This window comes from Streptomyces sp. NPDC085932, assembly GCF_044540525.1.
Lineage (GTDB): Bacteria > Actinomycetota > Actinomycetes > Streptomycetales > Streptomycetaceae > Streptomyces > Streptomyces levis.
On the sequence record NZ_JBITSJ010000001.1, the window covers coordinates 40,037 to 59,538 of the forward strand.

General features: G+C 72.7%; 18 protein-coding genes. 13 read left to right on the forward strand and 5 right to left on the reverse strand.

Annotation, left to right across the window (positions count from 1 at the left end; genetic code table 11):
• Positions 1 to 197 precede the first annotated feature (197 nt).
• Together ACIGAQ_RS00170 and ACIGAQ_RS00175 are read left to right on the forward strand one after the other, a co-directional pair.
• A complete protein-coding gene (locus ACIGAQ_RS00170) occupies positions 198 to 884 on the forward strand; it encodes a response regulator transcription factor (protein ID WP_309098141.1) in 687 nt (228 codons plus the stop codon).
• A gap of 9 nt (positions 885 to 893) precedes the next feature.
• Positions 894 to 2,300, forward strand: coding sequence for a HAMP domain-containing sensor histidine kinase (locus ACIGAQ_RS00175; RefSeq protein ID WP_311688428.1), 1,407 nt, complete (start codon positions 894 to 896; stop codon positions 2,298 to 2,300).
• Here the strand turns inward: ACIGAQ_RS00175 and ACIGAQ_RS00180 are convergent.
• Positions 2,290 to 3,291, reverse strand: a complete 1,002-nt coding sequence (locus ACIGAQ_RS00180) for a TAXI family TRAP transporter solute-binding subunit (RefSeq protein WP_311688426.1) — start codon at positions 3,289 to 3,291, stop codon at positions 2,290 to 2,292. The two genes, ACIGAQ_RS00175 and ACIGAQ_RS00180, sit on opposite strands and share 11 nt — an antisense overlap.
• A gap of 96 nt (positions 3,292 to 3,387) precedes the next feature.
• Between ACIGAQ_RS00180 and ACIGAQ_RS00185 the strand changes: the two genes are divergently transcribed.
• Positions 3,388 to 3,813 carry a MazG nucleotide pyrophosphohydrolase domain-containing protein gene (locus tag ACIGAQ_RS00185; RefSeq protein WP_399777990.1) on the forward strand — a complete coding sequence of 142 codons (426 nt, stop codon included), beginning with the start codon at positions 3,388 to 3,390 and terminating at the stop codon, positions 3,811 to 3,813.
• Positions 3,814 to 3,895: 82 nt separating this feature from the next.
• On the opposite strand, the gene ACIGAQ_RS00190 is transcribed toward ACIGAQ_RS00185, so the two are convergent.
• Together ACIGAQ_RS00190 and ACIGAQ_RS00195 are read right to left on the reverse strand one after the other, a co-directional pair.
• Positions 3,896 to 5,119, reverse strand: coding sequence for a cation:proton antiporter (locus ACIGAQ_RS00190; RefSeq protein WP_311688422.1), 1,224 nt, complete (start codon positions 5,117 to 5,119; stop codon positions 3,896 to 3,898).
• Positions 5,120 to 5,123: 4 nt separating this feature from the next.
• Positions 5,124 to 5,609, reverse strand: a complete 486-nt coding sequence (locus ACIGAQ_RS00195; protein WP_311688420.1) for a TrkA C-terminal domain-containing protein — start codon at positions 5,607 to 5,609, stop codon at positions 5,124 to 5,126.
• A gap of 219 nt (positions 5,610 to 5,828) precedes the next feature.
• On the opposite strand from ACIGAQ_RS00195, the gene ACIGAQ_RS00200 reads away from it, so the two are divergent.
• From ACIGAQ_RS00200 to ACIGAQ_RS00215, 4 genes are all read left to right on the forward strand, one after another.
• On the forward strand, positions 5,829 to 6,779 hold the full coding sequence (locus ACIGAQ_RS00200; RefSeq protein WP_311688463.1) for a sensor histidine kinase: 951 nt from the start codon (positions 5,829 to 5,831) through the stop codon (positions 6,777 to 6,779).
• Entirely contained in the window at positions 6,776 to 7,441 is a 666-nt protein-coding gene (locus tag ACIGAQ_RS00205; protein ID WP_399777993.1) for a response regulator, read from the forward strand. The genes ACIGAQ_RS00200 and ACIGAQ_RS00205 overlap by 4 nt, the downstream gene beginning before the upstream one ends.
• A gap of 63 nt (positions 7,442 to 7,504) precedes the next feature.
• Positions 7,505 to 9,031: a tRNA (N6-isopentenyl adenosine(37)-C2)-methylthiotransferase MiaB gene (miaB, locus tag ACIGAQ_RS00210; protein WP_399777995.1), complete on the forward strand. Its 1,527-nt coding sequence runs from the start codon at positions 7,505 to 7,507 to the stop codon at positions 9,029 to 9,031.
• Between the two features lie 204 nt (positions 9,032 to 9,235).
• Entirely contained in the window at positions 9,236 to 9,973 is a 738-nt protein-coding gene (locus tag ACIGAQ_RS00215; protein ID WP_399777997.1) for a class III extradiol dioxygenase subunit B-like domain-containing protein, read from the forward strand.
• Between the two features lie 130 nt (positions 9,974 to 10,103).
• On the opposite strand, the gene ACIGAQ_RS00220 is transcribed toward ACIGAQ_RS00215, so the two are convergent.
• Positions 10,104 to 10,601, reverse strand: a complete 498-nt coding sequence (locus ACIGAQ_RS00220) for an Rv0909 family putative TA system antitoxin (protein WP_399777999.1) — start codon at positions 10,599 to 10,601, stop codon at positions 10,104 to 10,106.
• A gap of 26 nt (positions 10,602 to 10,627) precedes the next feature.
• Positions 10,628 to 10,903, reverse strand: a complete 276-nt coding sequence (locus tag ACIGAQ_RS00225) for a hypothetical protein (protein WP_311688415.1) — start codon at positions 10,901 to 10,903, stop codon at positions 10,628 to 10,630.
• 182 nt (positions 10,904 to 11,085) lie between these two features.
• Here ACIGAQ_RS00225 and miaA point away from each other — a divergent pair, with 182 nt between their 5' ends.
• From miaA to hflX, 6 genes are all read left to right on the forward strand, one after another.
• Positions 11,086 to 12,024: a tRNA (adenosine(37)-N6)-dimethylallyltransferase MiaA gene (miaA, locus tag ACIGAQ_RS00230; protein WP_399778001.1), complete on the forward strand. Its 939-nt coding sequence runs from the start codon at positions 11,086 to 11,088 to the stop codon at positions 12,022 to 12,024.
• Between the two features lie 108 nt (positions 12,025 to 12,132).
• Positions 12,133 to 12,645, forward strand: coding sequence for a hypothetical protein (locus tag ACIGAQ_RS00235; protein WP_311688413.1), 513 nt, complete (start codon positions 12,133 to 12,135; stop codon positions 12,643 to 12,645).
• Between the two features lie 200 nt (positions 12,646 to 12,845).
• Complete coding sequence (dapF, locus tag ACIGAQ_RS00240; protein WP_399778003.1) at positions 12,846 to 13,718, forward strand: diaminopimelate epimerase; 873 nt, start codon at positions 12,846 to 12,848, stop codon at positions 13,716 to 13,718.
• Between the two features lie 278 nt (positions 13,719 to 13,996).
• Positions 13,997 to 16,219 carry a RelA/SpoT family protein gene (locus ACIGAQ_RS00245; protein WP_399778005.1) on the forward strand — a complete coding sequence of 741 codons (2,223 nt, stop codon included), beginning with the start codon at positions 13,997 to 13,999 and terminating at the stop codon, positions 16,217 to 16,219.
• Positions 16,220 to 16,310: 91 nt separating this feature from the next.
• Entirely contained in the window at positions 16,311 to 17,825 is a 1,515-nt protein-coding gene (locus ACIGAQ_RS00250) for a M1 family metallopeptidase (RefSeq protein ID WP_399778007.1), read from the forward strand.
• Between the two features lie 161 nt (positions 17,826 to 17,986).
• Entirely contained in the window at positions 17,987 to 19,480 is a 1,494-nt protein-coding gene (gene hflX / locus ACIGAQ_RS00255) for a GTPase HflX (RefSeq protein ID WP_399778009.1), read from the forward strand.
• The last annotated feature ends 22 nt before the right edge of the window (positions 19,481 to 19,502 follow it).

Genomic DNA, 19,502 nt, shown 5'->3' on the forward strand with positions numbered 1-19,502 from the left:
TCCGATAGCAATCGGACACATGTCGTAGCACTTATGAGCAGCGCTCATACCAGCCGGGTAACGGAAGCTGTCAGCAACCGGAACCCTCTTGACGCCGTCGTCATCCATCGGCGTGACTGCACAAGGTGCACGCGCGCGCGTGCACGCGTTTTTGTACACATCCAGATCGTACGGCCAGTGAACCGAAGGGGGCCCGGGTGAGACTGCTGCTCGTCGAGGACGACAACCACGTGGCCGCCGCCCTGTCGGCGGTCCTGGCACGGCACGGCTTCGACGTCACGCACGCGCGCAGCGGCGAGGAGGCTCTCCAGGCCCTGGTCCCCGAGGGTGACGGCTTCGGCGTCGTCCTGCTCGACCTCGGCCTGCCCGACCAGGACGGCTACGAGGTCTGCGGCAAGATCCGCAAGCGCACCAGCACCCCCGTGATCATGGTGACGGCGCGCTCCGACGTACGCTCCCGCATCCACGGCCTCAACCTCGGTGCCGACGACTACGTCGTGAAGCCCTACGACACCGGCGAGCTGCTCGCCCGGATCCACGCGGTCAGCCGGCGCACCTCCCACGAGGACACCTCCAGCGGCATCGAGACCGAACTACGGCTCGGGCCCGTGCACATCGAGCTGCCCACCCGCCGGGTCAGCGTGGACGGGTCGGTGATCCAGCTGACCCGCAAGGAGTTCGACCTGCTGGCCCTGCTCGCGCAACGGCCCGGGGTGGTCTTCCGCCGCGAGCAGATCATCAGCGAGGTGTGGCGGACCAGCTGGGAGGGGACCGGTCGCACCCTGGAGGTGCACGTCGCGTCGCTGCGCGCCAAGCTGCGCATGCCCGCCCTCATCGAGACCGTACGCGGAGTCGGCTACCGGCTCGTCGCGCCTGCCGGATAGCGGGGCCGGGTGCGCACTCGTCTCCTCCCGCTGCTCATCGTCCTGATGGCGGCCGTGCTGCTCGCGCTCGGTGTGCCGCTCGCCGTCAGCCTGGCGGGCGCCCAGCAGCAGAAGGTCGTCGTCGACCGCATCGACGACACCGCGCGCTTCGCCGCCCTCGCCCAGTTCGTCACCGACTCGCCCGACGCGACCACCGGCGCGTTCGAGAACGAGCGCCTGGCCACGCTCAGCAGCGAGCTCCGCAGCTACCACGAGGTCTACGGCATCCGCGCCGGCGTCTTCTACCGCAGCGGCAGGGCCATGGCCCACGCACCCGCCAAGTGGGCCCTGCCCAAGGAGGGCGAGGTGCGCGCCGCCTTCGACGAGGCGCTGCTCAGCCGCCGCAGCCACGACCCGAAGCAGGTCTGGCCCTGGCAGCGTGGCAACCTCGTGGTCGCCTCGCCGGTCATCAGGGACGGAGACGTCGTCGCGGTGGTCGTCACCGACTCGCCGACCGGTCCGATGCGCTCCCGGACGCTGCAGGGCTGGCTGATCATCGGCGCGGGCGAGTTCGCCGCGATGCTGCTGGCCGTCGGCGCCGCCCTGCGGCTGACCGGCTGGGTGCTCAAGCCCGTACGGGTCCTGGACGCCACCACCCACGACATCGCCACCGGACGGCTGAAGTCCCGGGTCGCCGCGGCCGGCGGTCCGCCGGAACTGCGACGCCTGGCCCGGTCGTTCAACGAGATGGCGGACAACGTCGAGGACGTGCTGGAGCAGCAGCGCGCCTTCGTCGCCGACGCCTCCCATCAGCTGCGCAACCCCCTCGCGGCCCTGCTGCTGCGCATCGAGCTGCTCGCCTTCGAGCTGCCCGAGGGCAACAAGGAGATCGCCTCCGTGCAGGCGGAGGGCAAGCGCCTCGCGCAGGTCCTGGACGACCTGCTGGACCTGGCGCTCGCCGAGCACACCGAGGCGGACCTGAGGGTCACGGACATCGGCGAGCTGGCCGCCGAACGCGTCGCGGCCTGGGCCCCGACCGCCGAGGCCAAGGGCGTACGCCTGGTCGGCGACTGCCCGCCGACGACCGCCTGGGCCGACCCGGTCGCCCTGTCCAGCGCCCTGGACGCGGTCATCGACAACGCGGTGAAGTTCACCCCCGAGGGGGAGACGGTCGAGGTGGGTGTCGCCGCCGACGGCGACACCTCCACCGTCGTCGTCACCGACCACGGCCCGGGGCTCACCGACGAGGAGCTGGCCCGCGTCGGTGACCGCTTCTGGCGCAGCGGCCGGCACCAGAACGTCAAGGGCTCGGGCCTCGGACTGTCCATCTCGCGGGCGCTGCTCGCGGCGGGCGGCGGCTCGATCGCCTACGACCACCACGAGCCGCACGGCCTGCGGGTCACCGTGCGTGTCCCGAGGTCGGGGCCTACGGCTTGACCGACTGGTAGTAGCGCTGCGCCCCGGCGTGCAGCTGCAGCGGGTCGGTGTAGATCGCCGTGCGGACGTCGACCAGCTGGGCGGAGTGGACGGTCGAGCCGATGCCGTCGCGGCTGTCGATCACCGTGCGGGTCAGCCACTCGGTGAGCCGGGGATCGACGTCGCTGCGGGTCACCAGGAGGTTGGACACCGCCAGGGTCGGCACCGGGTCGCCCCGCTGGATGGTGGGATAGGCGGACTCGGGCATCTTGGTGGCGCGGTAGTACCGGGTGGCACCGCCCTGGTCGTGCAGCTTGGCCACCAGGGTGGCGTCGATCGGCACGAACCGGAAGGCCGAGGCCGACTTCTTCGCCAGCCGGCTCAGTCCGTCCGTGGGCAGCCCGCCCGACCAGAAGAACGCGTCCAGCCCGTGCCCCAGCCGCTTGGGCCCGGTGTCGATGCCGTCCGACGAGGGCTCGATGTCCTTCTCCGGGTCGATGCCGGCCGCCTTGAGCACCCCGTTGGCGATCAGCCGCACGCCGGAGTCGGGGAGCCCTATGGCCACGCGCTTGCCCCGCAGGTCCGCGACGGTGCGGATGTCCGAGTCCGGCGGCACGACGAGCTGGACGTAGTCGTCGTACAGGCGCGCGACTCCGCGCAGCCGGTCGGCGCCCGTGCTGTTGTCGAGCTTGTACGTGGCGACGGCGTCGGCCGCGGCGATCGCGAAGTCGGCCTCGCCGGTCGCCACGTCCGCGACGTTCTCCTGCGAACCGGCGCTGGTCAGCAGCCGCACGCGCAGGTCGGGCATGTCCTTGTCGATCTGGTGGCGCAGGAGTTCGCCGTACTCGTGGTAGACCCCGGCGCGCGTGCCGGTGCTGAAGTCGATCTCCCCGCCCGGCGGCTGCTCGGCCCAGGGGCGCAGCCACCACAGCAGCAGCCCGAGGACCACGAGGGCGGCGGCACCGCCCTGCAGGGTCCGCTGCCTGCCGATGCGGGGGAACGTCCTGGACATGCGGGCGATCCTGCCAGCCGGGGCGCCCCCCTGACCAGGGCGGGGGTCACAGGACGGGACGAGGGGGTGTCAGGGGCGGCCACTACAGTCGCCCTCATGAGCTCCTCGCCCGCCGACCTGGTCCGAGAATTCCACCGCGCCTTCGGTCTGGACGCCCGCAGCACCCCGACGGAGGTCTCCCCGGAGCTCGCCGCCCACCGCGGCGAGCTCCTCGCCGAGGAGGCCGCGGAGGTCGCCGAGGTCTCGGTGACGGGCCCGCTGGACCGGCTCGCGCACGAACTGGCGGACGTGGTCTACGTCGCGTACGGCACGGCCCTGGTGCACGGCATCGACCTCGACGCGGTACTCGCCGAGATCCACCGCTCCAACATGACCAAGATCGGCCCGGACGGTGCGGTCTCCCGCCGCGCCGACGGCAAGGTCCTCAAGGGGGACCACTACGAGGCACCGGATGTGCGCGGGGTGCTGCGGAAGCAGGGGTGGACGCCGAAGCAGGGGTGGACGCCGGGCGAGGGCGACTGACCTGGGCGGAGCCGGGGATGAGGGTGCCGTACCCGGCCTCTCCGCGTCCGGCACCCCGACCCCCTGCCGCCCTGCCCCACCGTCAGTCGGCGACCGGTGCCTCCGCCTCGGCGGCCCGGGGCGCCGGCTCCGGCTCCGGCCGGCCGCGCTCGCGGCGCCGGCCCCACCAGGTCGCCACGGGCTCGGTGTACCGCGCGGTGAGCGGCCCCAGGACGACCAGGATCAGGACGTACGCCGTGGCCAGCGGGCCGAGGGACGGCTCGATGCCGGCGGCGACCGCCAGCCCCGCGATGACGATCGAGAACTCGCCGCGGGCGACCAGCGCGCCGCCCGCCCGCCAGCGGCCCTTGACGGAGATCCCGGCCCGCCGGGCCGCCCAGTACCCGGTGGCGATCTTCGTCAGCGCGGTGACGACGGCCAGGCCCAGGGCCGGCAGCAGCACGGGCGGGATGCTCGACGGATCGGTGTGCAGCCCGAAGAACACGAAGAAGACCGCCGCGAACAGGTCACGCAGAGGGCTGAGCAGCGTGTGCGCGCCCTCCGCCACCTCGCCGGACAGCGCGATGCCCACCAGGAAGGCGCCCACCGCCGCCGACACCTGCAACTGCTGGGCGACGCCCGCGACCAGGATCGTCAGGCCCAGCACGACCAGCAGCAGCTTCTCCGGGTCGTCGCTGGAGACGAACCGCGAGATGACCCGGCCGTAGCGCACGGCCAGGAACAGCACCAGCCCCGCCGCGCCCAGCGCGATCGCCAGGGTCACGCTCCCGGCCAGCAGCCCGGCGCCCGCCACCAGCGCCGTGACGATCGGCAGGTACACCGCCATCGCCAGGTCCTCCAGCACCAGCACGCTGAGGATCACCGGCGTCTCCCGGTTGCCGACCCGGCCCAGATCGCCGAGCACCTTCGCGATCACGCCGGACGAGGAGATCCAGGTGACACCGGCCAGGACGACCGCGGCCACCGGACCCCAGCCGAGCAGCAGCGCCACCGCCGCCCCGGGCAGGGCGTTCAGCGCGCAGTCGACCAGACCGGACGGATAGTGCGTCTTGAGGTTGGAGACCAGGTCGCTCGCCGTGTACTCCAGGCCCAGCATGAGCAGCAGCAGAATGACGCCGATCTCCGCGCCCGTGGCGACGAACTCCTCGCTCGCCCCCAGCGGCAGCAGACCGCCCTCGCCGAACGCCAGACCGGCGAGGAGGTACAGCGGTATCGGCGAGAGCCGGAAGCGGGCGGCGAACCGGCCGAGCAGGCCGAGGCCGAGGATGATGGAACCGAACTCGATCAGCAGGACCGCGGAGTGCACCGGCTCACTCCCGCTCGAGTATCGACGCGGCCGCGTCGACACCCTCGCGCGTGCCGACGACGATCAGCGTGTCCCCGCCCGCCAGCCGGAAGTCCGGCGCCGGCGACGGGATGGCCTCGGCACGGCGCAGCACCGCCACCACCGACGCGCCCGTGTCCGTCCGCATCCGGGTGTCGCCCAGCACCCGCCCGTTCCAGCGCGAGGTCGCGGCCACCTCGATCCGCTCGGCGACGAGCCCCAGATCCGTGGTGTACAGCAGGCTGGGGCTGTGGTGGGACGGCTTGAGCGCGTCGATCAGCGAACCCGCCTCGGAGCTGGTCAGCCGCAGGGACTGCGCGCAGGAGTCGGGGTCGTCGGAGCGGTACACGTTGACCGTGCGCGTCCCGTCGCGGTGCGCGACCACCGACAGATGGCGGTGTTCGCGGGTCTCCAGGTCGTACTGGACCCCGATGCCCGGCAGCGGCGTCGCCCTCAGGCGCGGAGCTGACACGTTTCTTCCCCTTGTTCGTCCGGTGGTCTGTGCCTGTGTCCGTGTCCTGAGCGGTGCCGTGAGCGGTGTCGATCAACGGACGGGCCACGTCCGCATGCTGCCATCCGGCCGTACCGTGGCGACATGGGTGTCGTGACGGATATACGCAGCGGCCGGTCGCCGGAGACACTGACCGGGGAGGTGTCGGACGCGAGCGCCGGAAGGAGCGGAGCCAGGAACGTGTCGCTGTTCTGGCGGATCTTCTCGCTCAACGCCGCCGGCCTCGTCGTGGCCACCGCGCTGCTGCTCGGGCCGGTCACCGTCTCCACCCCCGTCCTGGCCGGAGAGGCCCTCGTCCTGCTCGGCGGCCTGGTGCTGCTGCTGGCCGGCAACGCGCTGGTGTTGCGCTTCGGCCTGGCGCCCCTGCAGCGGCTGGACCGCGCCATGGCCACCGCCGACCTGCTGCGCCCCGGCTCCCGCCCGGTGGTCGGTGGCCCGGCGGAGACGGCCGGGCTGATCACCACGTACAACACGATGCTCGACCGGCTGGAGGCCGAGCGGGCCACGGGCGCCGCCCGTGCGCTGTCCGCCCAGGAGAGCGAACGCCACCGCATCGCGCGCGAGCTCCACGACGAGGTCGGGCAGACCCTGACCGCCGTCCTGCTCCAGCTCAAGCGCGTCGCCGACCGGGCGCCCGGGGAACTGCGCGACGAGGTCGGCCAGGCGCAGGAGGCGACCCGGGCCGGTCTGGACGAGATCCGCCGGATCGCCCGGCGGCTGCGCCCGGGTGTCCTGGAGGAGCTGGGCCTGGCCAGCGCCCTGCGCTCACTGGCGGGCGAGTTCACGACCCACGGGCTGACCGTGCGCCACCACGTCACCGGCGACCTCCCCGCCCTGACCCCCGAAGCCGAGCTCGTCGTCTACCGGGTGGCGCAGGAAGGCCTGACCAACACCGCCCGGCACGCCGGCGCCGACCGCGCCGAGCTCCGCCTCCGGCCCGTCCCGGGCGGCGTCGAACTCCTCGTCCGGGACAACGGCACCGGCGTGGGCACCGCCCCCGAGGGCGCCGGCATCACCGGCATGCGCGAACGCGCCCTGCTGATCGGGGCCGCCCTCACCGTCGGACCGGCCCCGGACGGCGGCACCGACGTACGGCTGCGCCTGCCGGTGCCGGAAGGAGCACGCCGATGAGCGCCCCGGCGACCACCCCGATCCGCGTCCTGCTCGCCGACGACCACACGCTCGTGCGCCGGGGCGTGCGCCTCATCCTGGACGGTGAGCCGGACCTGACGGTCGTTGCCGAGGCCGGAGACGGCGCCGAGGCCGTCGCGAAGGCCCGGGAGACCCCCGTCGACCTGGCCGTCCTCGACGTGGCCATGCCCCGCATGACCGGCCTCCAGGCGGCCAGGGAACTCTCCCGCCGGCTGCCCGACCTGCACATTCTCATCCTGACCATGTACGACAACGAGGAGTACTTCTTCGAGGCGCTCAGAGCCGGGGCCAGCGGCTACGTCCTCAAGTCGGTCGCCGACCGCGACCTGGTCGAGGCATGCCGGGCGGCCGTGCGGGACGAGCCGTTCATCTACCCGGGCGCCGAGCGGGCCCTGGTCCGCTCCTACCTGGAGCGGCTGCACCGCGGCGACGGCCTGCCGGAACGGGCCATCACCGAGCGCGAGGAGGAGATCCTCAAGCTCGTGGCCGAGGGTCACACATCCAAGGAGATCGGCGAACTCCTCTTCATCAGCGCCAAGACCGTCGAACGCCACCGCGCCAACCTCCTGCAGAAGCTCGGCATGCGCGACCGCCTGGAGCTGACCCGGTACGCCATCAGGGCGGGGCTCATCGAGCCGTGAGCCCCGGGCCCGGTTGTCCACAGGCGACCGGGTCATGTCCGCCGACCGCCTACCCTTGTCCCCATGAGCAGCATCGACCGGAGCCAGTCAGTGGGCGGCACGCGCACATACGAGGTACGCACCTACGGGTGCCAGATGAACGTCCACGACTCCGAGCGATTGGCCGGCCTGCTGGAGGACGCGGGCTACGTCCGCGCCCCCGAGGGCTCCGACGGCGAGGCGGACGTCGTCGTCTTCAACACGTGCGCCGTGCGGGAGAACGCCGACAACAAGCTGTACGGCAACCTCGGTCACCTCGCGCCGAAGAAGGCCGCCCGCCCCGGCATGCAGATCGCGGTCGGCGGCTGCCTGGCGCAGAAGGACCGCGACACGATCGTGAAGAAGGCGCCCTGGGTGGACGTCGTCTTCGGCACGCACAACATCGGCAAGCTGCCCGTCCTGCTGGAGCGCGCCCGCGTGCAGGAGGAGGCGCAGGTCGAGATCGCCGAGTCCCTGGAGGCGTTCCCCTCGACCCTGCCCACGCGCCGCGAGAGCGCCTACGCGGCCTGGGTGTCGATCTCCGTCGGCTGCAACAACACCTGCACCTTCTGCATCGTCCCGGCCCTGCGCGGCAAGGAGAAGGACCGCCGCCCCGGCGACATCCTCGCCGAGATCGAGGCCCTGGTCTCCGAGGGCGTCTCCGAGATCACCCTGCTCGGGCAGAACGTCAACGCCTACGGCTCGGACATCGGCGACCGCGAGGCCTTCAGCAAGCTGCTGCGGGCCTGCGGGAAGATCGACGGCCTGGAGCGCGTCCGCTTCACCTCGCCGCACCCGCGCGACTTCACCGACGACGTCATCGCCGCCATGGCCGAGACGCCGAACGTGATGCCGCAGCTCCACATGCCGCTGCAGTCCGGCTCCGACCCGATCCTGAAGGCGATGCGCCGCTCCTACCGCCAGGAGCGCTTCCTCGGGATCATCGAGAAGGTCCGCGCCGCCATCCCGCACGCCGCGATCAGCACGGACATCATCGTGGGCTTCCCCGGCGAGACCGAGGAGGACTTCGAGCAGACGCTGCACGTGGTCCGCGAGGCCCGCTTCGCCCAGGCCTTCACCTTCCAGTACTCCAAGCGACCCGGCACCCCGGCCGCCGAGATGGACGGCCAGATCCCCAAGAAGGTCGTCCAGGAGCGCTACGAGCGTCTGGTCGCCCTCCAGGAGGAGATCTCCTGGGAGGAGAACAAGAAGCAGGTCGGCCGCACGCTGGAGCTGATGGTCGCCGAGGGCGAGGGCCGCAAGGACGACACCACGCACCGCCTGTCCGGCCGCGCCCCCGACAACCGCCTGGTCCACTTCACCAAGCCGGACCAGGAGGTCCGCCCGGGCGACGTGGTCACGGTCGAGATCACCTACGCCGCCCCGCACCACCTGCTCGCCGAGGGCCCCGTCCTCGGCGTGCGCCGCACGCGCGCGGGCGACGCCTGGGAGAAGCGCACGGCGGAGAAGGCGGCGAAGGCGTCCCAGCCGACGGGCGTCCTGCTGGGCCTGCCCAGGATCGGTGTTCCGGAGCCGCTGCCGGTGGCGGCGAGCGGGTGCGGCTGCGACTGAGCCGGGCGTGACCGCCGGCGGGGTGTGACCGACGGCGGGGCGGAGCCGGGTGGCGGCCGCACGCGCATGAGTCGGGCCTGACCGCCGGCGGGCGTGATCGCCGGCGGGGCGGGGCCGGGTGGTGAGGGGGCCGGGTGGTGAGGCGGAGCCGGGTGGCGGCCGCCTGCTGCGGAATCGCGCCTTCTGAGGGTTACCCTGCCGATCATGCTTGTCGCCGCCGCTGTCTGTCCCTGCCCGCCCCTGCTGGTTCCCGAGGTCGCCGCGGGTGCCGCGCCGGAACTGGACGCCGCGCGAGCCGCCTGCACGGACGCGCTGGGCGTGCTCGCCGCGGCCCGTCCCGACCGGCTGGTGGTCGTCGGGCCGGGGGACGTCCCGGGGCCCGAGAGGTACCCGGAGGGCAGCCGAGGGTCGTTCCGGGGCTTCGGTGTCGACCTCGACGTACGGCTGGGGCGAGCCGGAGCCGGGGGCAGGGCGGGAGCGGGAGACGCGCGTGCGGAACGGCGGCTGCCGTACGCCCTGGCGGTGGCCGCCTGGCTGCTGGAGCGCACCGGGTGGGCCGACGCCCCGGTCGAGGGAGTCGGGGTGGGGGAGGGGCTCACGCCCGGGGACTGCGCCCGGGTCGGACGGGAGCTCGCCGCCGGTGCCGAACGGGTCGCGCTGCTGGTGATGGGCGACGCCAGCGCGTGCCGGACGCTCAAGGCCCCGGGCTACCTCGACGAGCGGGCGGCCCCCTTCGACGCCGAGGTGGGGCGTGCGCTGGGCGCGGCGGACCTTCCGGCCCTGCTTGCGCTGGACACCGGCCTCGCCCGCGAGTTGAAGGTGTCCGGCCGGGCTCCCTGGCAGGTCCTGGCGGGCGCGGCCGAGGGCGCGGGCCTCGGGGGATCGCTGCTGTTCGAGGACGCGCCGTACGGCGTGGGGTATGCCGTCGCCACCTGGTCGTAGGCGTAGGCCGCGTCACGGAGGCGCGGCGGGTGCGGGAAACGCCGGACGGCCGGGAGCGCGTGCTCCACGGCCGTCCGGCGATGTGCCCCTTCGGTGCCCTTGGGTGCCTCTCGGTGGGCCGGTGCCCGGGTCAGGAAACCGGCGGTGGTGCGTCGTCCGGCGGTGTGCTGCCGTCCGCGTCGCGCGGCGGTGCCGAACGGCCCGCGTCCGGTGGCGGAGTGGCCCCGCCAGGTGGCGCAGTCGCCCCACCCTGCGGCGAAGTCGCCCCGGCCTGAGGCGGAGTCGCTCCACCCTGCGGCGGAGTCGTCCCACCCTGCGGCTGAGTCGCATCGCCCTGTGGCGGAGCGGCAGCCTCACCCTGAGACGGGCCGGCCGCACCCGGCGCCGGTGTCGTGCCGCCCGTGCCCGGTCCGCCGTCGTGCTGGTGCGCGAGTCGGCCCATGGCGCCCTTGGCCCTGCCCGTGCCCGACTGGATCCTGTCGCTGTACTTGCCCTTGGTCCTCTTGTCGACGACCTGCGCGGCTTTGTCGAGACCGTGCTGGATCCTGCCCTCGTGCCGCTGCGCGAGGTGCGAGACCTTGCCCTTCGCGGGGCCCAGCTTGGCCTTCACGTTGTCCAGGAGACCCATGGCTCACCTTCCCTCGCGCGGGGCGGTCACGTACGGGCGCCCTCGCCTGCCTCGTTGTCGGCCGCCTTGTCGGTGGACTGCTGCTTGGGGATGTCGACGCCCTCGCCCTCGGCGCTCTCGCCGCTCTGGGCGGCCTCAGCCGTCGGCTCGGCGGTGTCCGCTGCTCCCTCGGCCGCCTTCGCCTCTGCGGTCGCCGCCTCCTCCGTCTCGGACCCGGCCTTCGTCGCGTCGCTCCCGGCCTCGGCGGCAGGCGCCTCCTCCGTGGCCTTGGACCGCCGGAGAATGCGTGCAAAAACGCCCATATCCACTCCATACGTTACTCGTGCGGGCGAAATCCCGCGTCGCCCGGTGCGTCCGTTTGCGCGGCCCGGGCCACCGCCTCTGTGATCCGGCGGCAGGAACCTCGCAACGGGCAACGACCCCGGGGCCGTGGCGTCACGTAACTCGTTCGAGAGCGGTGTGCGAGGTTTGCGAGACTGGGTCGGTGAGCAGCGCACCCCCCGCCCCCCGCGTCATCGCCGTCGTCGGTCCCACCGCGGCCGGAAAGTCCGATCTGGGCGTCTTTCTGGCCCAGCGACTCGGCGGTGAGGTCGTCAACGCCGACTCCATGCAGCTCTACCGAGGGATGGACATCGGCACCGCCAAGCTGACGCCCGAGGAGCGCGGCGGAATCCCGCACCACCTCCTGGACATCTGGGATGTCACCGTCACGGCGTCCGTCGCCGAGTACCAGCGCCTGGCCCGCGAGCGCATCGACGCGCTGCTCGCGGAGGGCCGCTGGCCGATCCTGGTCGGAGGGTCGGGCCTGTACGTCCGAGGCGCCGTCGACAACCTGGAGTTCCCCGGCACCGACCCGGAGGTCCGCGCCCGCCTGGAGGAGGAACTCACCCTTCGCGGCTCGGGCGCGCTGCACGCCCGCCTGGCCGCCGCCGACCCCGAGGCGGCCCGCGCCATCCTGCCGAGCAACGGACGCCGGGTCGTCCGGGCCCTCGAAGTCATCGAGATCACCGGCAAGCCCTTCACGGCCAACCTCCCCGGCCACGACTCGGTCTACGACACGCTCCAGATCGGCGTCGACGTGGCCCGCCCCGAGCTGGACGAGCGCATCGCGCGCCGGGTCGACCGGATGTGGGACGCCGGACTCGTGGAGGAGGTGCGGGCGCTGGAGGCGCAAGGGTTGCGCGAAGGGCGTACGGCCTCGCGCGCGCTCGGCTACCAGCAGGTCCTCGCGGCGCTCGCGGGGGAGTGCACCCTGGAGGAAGCGCGGTCCGAGACGGTACGTGCCACCAAGCGCTTCGCGCGCCGTCAGGATTCATGGTTCAGGCGCGATCCACGGGTGCACTGGTTGAGTGGGGCTGCGGCCGATCTCACGGAACTTCCGCAGCTCGCGCTGTCCTTGGTCGAACGACCGGTTACAGCCTGATCACGTCATGGCATCGGGACGCCCAGGCCGTCATCCGGTCCTTCGGCGGCGTGCCATCATCGAGCTTCGATCGACCGAGTTGAGTCCTAGTTGGGAGGGCGCGTGGCGATGGAGGCCGGCCCTCGCGACACCGCACAAAGCACCGATCACATCACCGCCGAGCGGGATGTGCCGGAGCACGAGGACGGACCGGAGCAGGACGCGGACCGCCTCAGCTCCGACGGTCCCGACGAGACGCCGAGTGTGACCGACGACGGCCCCGAGCCCGACGAGATGTTCGCGGACGAGGTCGAGGTGGAGCTGCGCCCGCAGCGCCGTCTGCGCATCTGGCAGCTCGCACCGATCGTCGGACTCGCGGCGCTCGGCTCCCTCATGTTCGCCTTCCCGCTCGCCTTCGACTTCGGCGACAGCGGGGCCGTCATCGCCATGCTCGGCCTGCTGATCTGCTCCTGCGCGGCCGGCTGGGGCATGATGGCGGCCCGCCGCGTCGGCTACACCTGGCCCGGCCTCCCGGCCAAGGGCTCCGGCCGCAGAGCGGACTGGCGGGTCGTGCTCGGGTACGCGGTGCTGGTGGCCGCGGTGGTCGTCCTGGCCGTGTGGCGGGTGGCCCGGCTCCGCTGAAGCCGCGTACGGGGCCCTGAAAGGTGCGGAGAACCGCGCGACGAGCCGGCCCGACGCACCCGCAGTCCACGACGCACCCGCAGCCACTCCCGACCACCGGATCACCCGCACACGGCTGGTGCGCCCGCTGTCCCCGGGGCCCCGCAACCCCACGACGATCCGCCCCGCCCTCCCCGCGCGGCGCGCCGTACGATCGGGGCATGAGCACGCGGATCGCCTTCCTCAAGGGTCACGGCACCGAGAACGACTTCGTGATCGTCCCGGACCCCGAGAACACCCTCGACCTGCCCCCGGCCGCCGTCGCCGCCCTGTGCGACCGCCGCGCGGGCATCGGCGGTGACGGACTGCTGCACGTCGTGCGGTCCGCCGCGCACCCCGAGGCCAGGAGCATGGCGGCCGAGGCGGAGTGGTTCATGGACTACCGCAACGGCGACGGATCGGTCGCGGAGATGTGCGGCAACGGCGTGCGCGTCTTCGCGCGCTACCTCCAGCGCGCCGGGCACGTGACCGAGGGGGACCTCGCGGTCGCCACCCGCGGAGGCGTGAAGACCGTGCACATCGCCAAGGACGGCGACATCACCGTCGGCATGGGCAAGGCGCTGCTCCCCGAGGACGGCGTCACCGTGAGAGTCGGCGAGCGCAGCTGGCCCGCGCGCAACGTGAACATGGGCAACCCGCACGCGGTCGCCTTCGTCGAGGACCTGGCGCACGCCGGCGATCTGTACGCCCCGCCGCCCTTCAGCCCGGCCTCCGTCTACCCGGACGGGGTCAACGTCGAGTTCGTCGTCGACCGCGGCCCCCGGCACGTCGCGCTGCGCGTGCACGAGCGCGGCTCCGGCGAGACCCGTTCGTGCGGCACGGGCGCGTGCGCGGTCGCCGTGGCCGCCGCCCGCCGTGACGGCGCCGACCCCGCCGCCACCGGCACACCGGTGACCTACACCGTGGACGTCCCCGGCGGCACCCTCGTGATCACCGAGCGGCCCGACGGCGAGATCGAGATGACCGGCCCGGCCGTGATCGTGGCCGAGGGCGAGATCGACGCGGACTGGCTGCAGGCCGTTCCGCGGGGCTGAACCGGCCCTGCCGTCCTGGAGGCTTCGACCCGAAACCGGCGTATGGATCCGGCCACTTGGCGGGAACACGACTACTCCGGTCAGCCTGCATGACGGTACAAACCTCACATTCGTCCCTCGAATGGGTGATCAGTTTCACGCTCGGCGAGAGGCGGTCAGCCACGCGTGGTGGGCTCGATAGCATCAAGCACCGGCCCGGACGGGGGACCGAAGCCGCCCCCTGAGCCGTGTCCGCCCTGGGGCACCCCGTCCGCCGGTTGACGCAGCCGGAGGTGCCCATGAGTGCGGAGGCCACGAATCCCGTGACCCCAGGCCCGATGCCGGGCGCGGCGTCGGGGCCGGTGACACCGACCGCGCCGCGCAGAAAGGCCCGCCCCCGGATCGATCTGCGCCGCCTCGGCAGAGCCGCGCTGCTCGGACCCGCCGCCCGCGACCGGCTGCCCGACGCCATCGGCCACGTCGTCGAGGCCCACCGCGCCCACCACCCCGAGGCGGATCTCGACCCCCTGCGCCGCGCCTACGTCCTGGCCGAGTCCTCGCACCGCGGCCAGATGCGCAAGAGCGGCGAGCCGTACATCACGCACCCGCTGGCCGTGACCCTGATCCTCGCCGAACTCGGCGCGGAGACCACCACGTTGACCGCCTCCCTGCTCCACGACACCGTCGAGGACACGGACGTGACCCTCGACCAGGTGGGCGAGCAGTTCGGCGAGGAGGTCCGCTACCTCGTCGACGGCGTCACCAAGCTGGAGAAGGTCGACTACGGCGCCGCCGCCGAGCCCGAGACCTTCCGCAAGATGCTCGTCGCCACCGGCAACGACGTCCGCGTCATGTCGATCAAACTCGCCGACCGGCTGCACAACATGCGCACCCTCGGTGTCATGCGCCCCGAGAAACAGGAGCGCATCGCGAAGGTGACACGTGACGTGCTCATCCCGCTCGCCGAGCGGCTCGGCGTGCAGGCCCTCAAGACCGAACTGGAAGACCTGGTCTTCGCGATCCTCCACCCCGAGGAGTACGCGCACACCAGGGAGCTGATCGTCCGCAACGCCGACCGTGCCGACGACCCGCTCGCCGAGGTCGCCGACGAGGTGCGCTCGGTGCTGCGCGAGGCGGGCATCACGGCCGAAGTCCTCATCCGCCCCCGCCACTTCGTCTCCGTGCACCGCGTCTCCCGCAAACGCGGCCGGCTGCGCGGCTCCGACTTCGGCCGCCTGCTGGTCCTCGTGGGCGAGGACGCCGACTGCTACGGCGTGCTGGGTGAACTGCACACCTGCATGACGCCGGTGGTCTCGGAGTTCAAGGACTTCATCGCCGTACCGAAGTTCAACCTCTACCAGTCGCTGCACACGGCCGTCGCCCGCGAGGACGGCCAGGTCGTCGAAGTCCTCATCCGCACCCACCAGATGCACAAGGTCGCCGAGGCGGGAGTCGTCGCCCTCGGCAACCCGTACGCCCCCGCCCCCGACGACCCGGCCGACGGCGAGCGCGTCGACCCCACCCGGCCCGGCTGGCTCTCCCGGCTCCTCGACTGGCAGGAGGCCGCGCCCGATCCCGACCACTTCTGGTCGACCCTGCGCGAGGACCTCGCCCAGGACCGCGAGATCACCGTCTTCCGGCCCGACGGCGGCACGCTCGGGCTGCCCGAGGGGGCGACCTGCGTGGACGCCGCGTACGCGCAGTACGGCGAGGACGCGCACGCCTGTATCGGCGCCCGGGTCAACGGCCGCCTGGCGACGCTGTCCACCGTGCTGCGGGACGGCGACACCGTCCAGCTCCTCATGGGCCAGGACCCGGCCTCCGAGCCCTCCCGGGAATGGCTGGAGCACGCGCACACGCCCGCGGCCCGGATCGCCATCCAGCGGTGGCTGGCCGCCCACCCGGCGCAGGCCGAGGCCCAGGAGCACGAGGCCCGCGGCGCCGAGGCCGACCGGCCCGCCGGCGACCGCCCCACCGGCGACCTTACGGCCACGCCCCGGCCCGTCGGCCGGCCCGGCCCGGAGGCACCCGCGGCCTCCGGCCCCGAGCAGCCCGGCACCCGCTCCGCCGGCGGCGACGTCCTCACGGACCTGCCGGGCGCGACCGTACGGCTCGCCCGGTGCTGCACGCCCGTACCGTCCGACGCGATCACCGGCTTCGCCGTACGCGGGGGAGCGGTCACGGTGCACCGCGTGGAGTGCCCGGCGGTGGCGCGCATGAAGGACGGGGGACGTGAGGAAGTCGGCGTGCGCTGGGGTGAGGCCACCGAGTGCCGGGTCACCCTGGTCGCCGAATCGTTCGTCCGTCCCCATCTGCTCGCCGACCTCACCGAGGTGATGGCCCTCGAAGGGGCCGAGATCGTCTCCGCGACCGTCGAGCCCCCGACGCAGCAGCAGGTGCGGCACACCTACACCGTGCAGCTCCCGGACGCGGCCCACCTCCCCGCCCTGATGCGCGCCATGCGGAACGTGGCCGGGGTGTACGACGTGAGCCGGGCGCAGCCGCAGACACAGGGCGCCTGAGCGGCAGGCGGCGCAGGCCCCGGTCCCCGGTTCGGGTGGGCCGGACGCGCGTCGCCCGTGCCGCGCAGGCGGGCGCTGATAGCCGTGGGGCATGTCCCTCACGCCCTCTTCCCCCGCCCGGCGACGGACGTCCGCCGCCCTGCTCGCCTCGGCCGTCTCCGTGTGCCTCGTCGCCGCGAGCGCCCCCGCCGTCCCGCTCGGCGTCGGCGACCGGCTCTTCCCGCACCTGGGCAACCCCGGCTACGACGTCGCCTCGTACGACCTGTCCTTCACCTACCCCGGCACCAACAGCGAGCCGCTGCGGGCCGTCACCACCATCGACGCCTGGGTCACCGCCGACCTGGACCGGATCAACCTGGACTTCGCGCACGGCAAGGTCGACTCGGTCGAGGTCGACGGCGACCCCGCGCGGTTCCGCACCGTCGGCGAGGATCTGGTGATCACGCCCGAGGACGCCGTGTCGGACGACACCTGGATGCGCATCACCGTGCGCCACACCAGCGACCCCGTGCCGGCCGAGGGCCGCGAGGGCGGCTGGGTGCGCACCGGCGACGGCCTCGCCATGGCCAACCAGGCCGACGCCGCGCACCTGGTCTTCCCGTGCAACGACCACCCCTCCGACAAGGCCATGTTCACCATCCGGGTCACCGCGCCCGACGGCCACACGGCCGTGGCCAACGGTCTGCCCGCCGGTGTGGAGCGGGCCGGCGGGAAGACCACGTGGACGTACAGCACCCGGCACCCCATGGCCACCGAGCTCACCCAGGTGTCCATCGGCCGCTCCACGGTGCTGCACCGCACCGGCCCGCACGGCCTGCCCGTGCGGGACGTCGTCCCCACCCGGTACCGCGAGGCGCTGGAACCCTGGCTGGAGAAGACCCCCGCGCAGATCGCCTGGATGGAGAACAAGGTCGGCCGCTACCCCTTCGAGACCTACGGCGTCCTCGCGGCCGACGCCTCCACCGGCTTCGAACTGGAGACCCAGACGCTCTCCCTCTTCGAGCGGGAGCTGTTCACCGAGCCCGTCTACCCGGCCTGGTACGTCGAGTCGATCATGGTCCATGAGCTGGCCCACCAGTGGTTCGGCGACAGCGTCACCCCCCGCACCTGGTCCGACCTGTGGCTCAACGAGGGCCACGCCACCTGGTACGAGGCGCTCTACGCCGAGGAACAGGCCGGAAAGCCGATGCGGGACCGGATGAAGCTCGCCTACGGCGCCTCCGACCGCTGGCGCCGGGCCGGCGGACCGCCCGCCGCGCCCAAGGCACCCGAGCCCGGCCACAAGACCGACATCTTCCGGCCCAACGTCTACGACGGCGCCGCACTCGTCCTGTACGCCCTGCGCCAGGAGATCGGCGGCCCGGCGTTCGAACGCCTCCAGCGCGCCTGGGTCAACCGCCACCAGGACGGCACGGCCGGCACACAGGACTTCGTCCGGCTCGCCGCCGAGATCTCCGGCCGCGACCTGGACGACTTCTTCCAGGGCTGGCTCTACGGCGAGAAGACCCCGCCGATGCCGGGACACCCGGACTGGAAGCCGGAGGACCCCGGGAAGCCTGCGAAGCCCGTGGCGGCCGCGGTTTCCGGCGGGGGAGGCGCGCGATAACACGGTGACGAGACGCCCCGTGCCGTGCGACCATCTTCGGGTCGGCGCGGCACGGCGCGGGACGCCGGGAATCTCCCGGAGTGCCCCTGCGTTGTGCACAGTGACGGACCAGCCTCGGCTCTCCGTCGCCGACATCGGTTTCCCACCTACGTAAGGATCCAATGACCTCCTCTTCTTCCCCTTCCCAGGACACCAAGCGCTTCGCGCACAGCCACCCCGAGGGTCTTCGGGCCGATGCCCTGATGGAAGAGGACGTCGCCTGGAGCCACGAGATCGACGGAGAGCGGGACGGCGACCAGTTCGACCGCTCCGAGCGCGCGGCCCTGCGCCGCGTCGTGGGCCTGTCCACCGAGCTCGAGGACGTCACCGAGGTCGAGTACCGCCAGCTCCGCCTGGAGCGGGTCGTGCTCGTCGGCGTCTGGACCTCGGGCACTGCCCAGGACGCGGCGAACTCCCTCGCGGAGCTCGCCGCCCTCGCCGAGACGGCGGGCGCGCTGGTGCTCGACGGCGTCATCCAGCGCCGCGACAAGCCCGACGCGGCCACGTACATCGGCTCCGGCAAGGCCGAGGAGCTGCGGGACATCGTCCTCGAGTCCGGCGCCGACACCGTCATCTGTGACGGTGAGCTCAGCCCGGGCCAGCTCATCCACCTCGAAGACGTCGTCAAGGTCAAGGTCATCGACCGTACGGCCCTGATCCTGGACATCTTCGCCCAGCACGCCAAGTCCCGGGAGGGCAAGGCGCAGGTCGCGCTCGCGCAGATGCAGTACATGTTGCCGAGGCTGCGCGGCTGGGGTCAGTCGCTGTCCCGGCAGATGGGCGGCGGCAAGGGCGGCGGCCTCGCCACCCGTGGTCCCGGTGAGACCAAGATCGAGACGGACCGGCGGCGGATCCGCGAGAAGATGGCGAAGATGCGCCGTGAGATCGCGGAGATGAAGACCGGCCGCGAGATCAAGCGCCAGGAGCGCAAGCGCCACAAGGTGCCGTCCGTGGCCATCGCGGGCTACACCAACGCCGGCAAGTCCTCGCTGCTCAACCGCCTCACAGGCGCGGGCGTCCTGGTCGAGAACGCCCTGTTCGCGACCCTCGACCCGACCGTGCGCCGGGCCGAGACGCCGAGCGGACGGCTGTACACGCTCGCGGACACCGTCGGATTCGTCCGGCACCTGCCGCACCACCTGGTCGAGGCGTTCCGCTCCACGATGGAGGAGGTCGGCGAGTCCGACCTGATCCTGCACGTGGTGGACGGTTCGCATCCGAACCCGGAGGAGCAGCTGGCCGCCGTGCGCGAGGTGATCAGGGACGTCGGCGCCACCGACGTACCCGAGATCGTCGTGATCAACAAGGCGGACGCGGCCGACCCGCTGACGCTGCAGCGGCTGCTGCGCGTCGAGAAGCGGTCCATGGCCGTCTCGGCCCGCACCGGCCAGGGCATCGAGGAACTGCTCGCGCTCATCGACAACGAGCTGCCGCGTCCCTCGGTCGAGATCGAGGCGCTCGTGCCGTACACGCACGGCAAGCTCGTCGCCCGCGCCCACGACGAGGGCGACGTGATCTCCGAGGAGCACACCCCGGAGGGCACCCTGCTCAAGGTGCGGGTGCACGAGGAACTGGCGGCGGAACTCACGCCGTACGTCCCGGCGCCGCTCGCCTGACCGGTCTGACGCCACCGGCCCG

Bases quoted from the DNA above. Each gene is read 5' to 3' on its own strand.
- ACIGAQ_RS00180 (WP_311688426.1), bottom strand. From the start codon at position 3,291: ATGTCCAGGACGTTCCCCCGCATCGGCAGGCAGCGGACCCTGCAGGGC.
- ACIGAQ_RS00185 (WP_399777990.1), top strand. From the start codon at position 3,388: ATGAGCTCCTCGCCCGCCGACCTGGTCCGAGAATTCCACCGCGCCTTC.
- ACIGAQ_RS00205 (WP_399777993.1), top strand. From the start codon at position 6,776: ATGAGCGCCCCGGCGACCACCCCGATCCGCGTCCTGCTCGCCGACGAC.
- miaB (WP_399777995.1), top strand. From the start codon at position 7,505: ATGAGCAGCATCGACCGGAGCCAGTCAGTGGGCGGCACGCGCACATAC.
- ACIGAQ_RS00215 (WP_399777997.1), top strand. From the start codon at position 9,236: ATGCTTGTCGCCGCCGCTGTCTGTCCCTGCCCGCCCCTGCTGGTTCCC.
- ACIGAQ_RS00220 (WP_399777999.1), bottom strand. From the start codon at position 10,601: ATGGGTCTCCTGGACAACGTGAAGGCCAAGCTGGGCCCCGCGAAGGGC.
- ACIGAQ_RS00225 (WP_311688415.1), bottom strand. From the start codon at position 10,903: ATGGGCGTTTTTGCACGCATTCTCCGGCGGTCCAAGGCCACGGAGGAG.
- ACIGAQ_RS00235 (WP_311688413.1), top strand. From the start codon at position 12,133: ATGGAGGCCGGCCCTCGCGACACCGCACAAAGCACCGATCACATCACC.
- dapF (WP_399778003.1), top strand. From the start codon at position 12,846: ATGAGCACGCGGATCGCCTTCCTCAAGGGTCACGGCACCGAGAACGAC.
- ACIGAQ_RS00245 (WP_399778005.1), top strand. From the start codon at position 13,997: ATGAGTGCGGAGGCCACGAATCCCGTGACCCCAGGCCCGATGCCGGGC.
- ACIGAQ_RS00250 (WP_399778007.1), top strand. From the start codon at position 16,311: ATGTCCCTCACGCCCTCTTCCCCCGCCCGGCGACGGACGTCCGCCGCC.
- hflX (WP_399778009.1), top strand. From the start codon at position 17,987: ATGACCTCCTCTTCTTCCCCTTCCCAGGACACCAAGCGCTTCGCGCAC.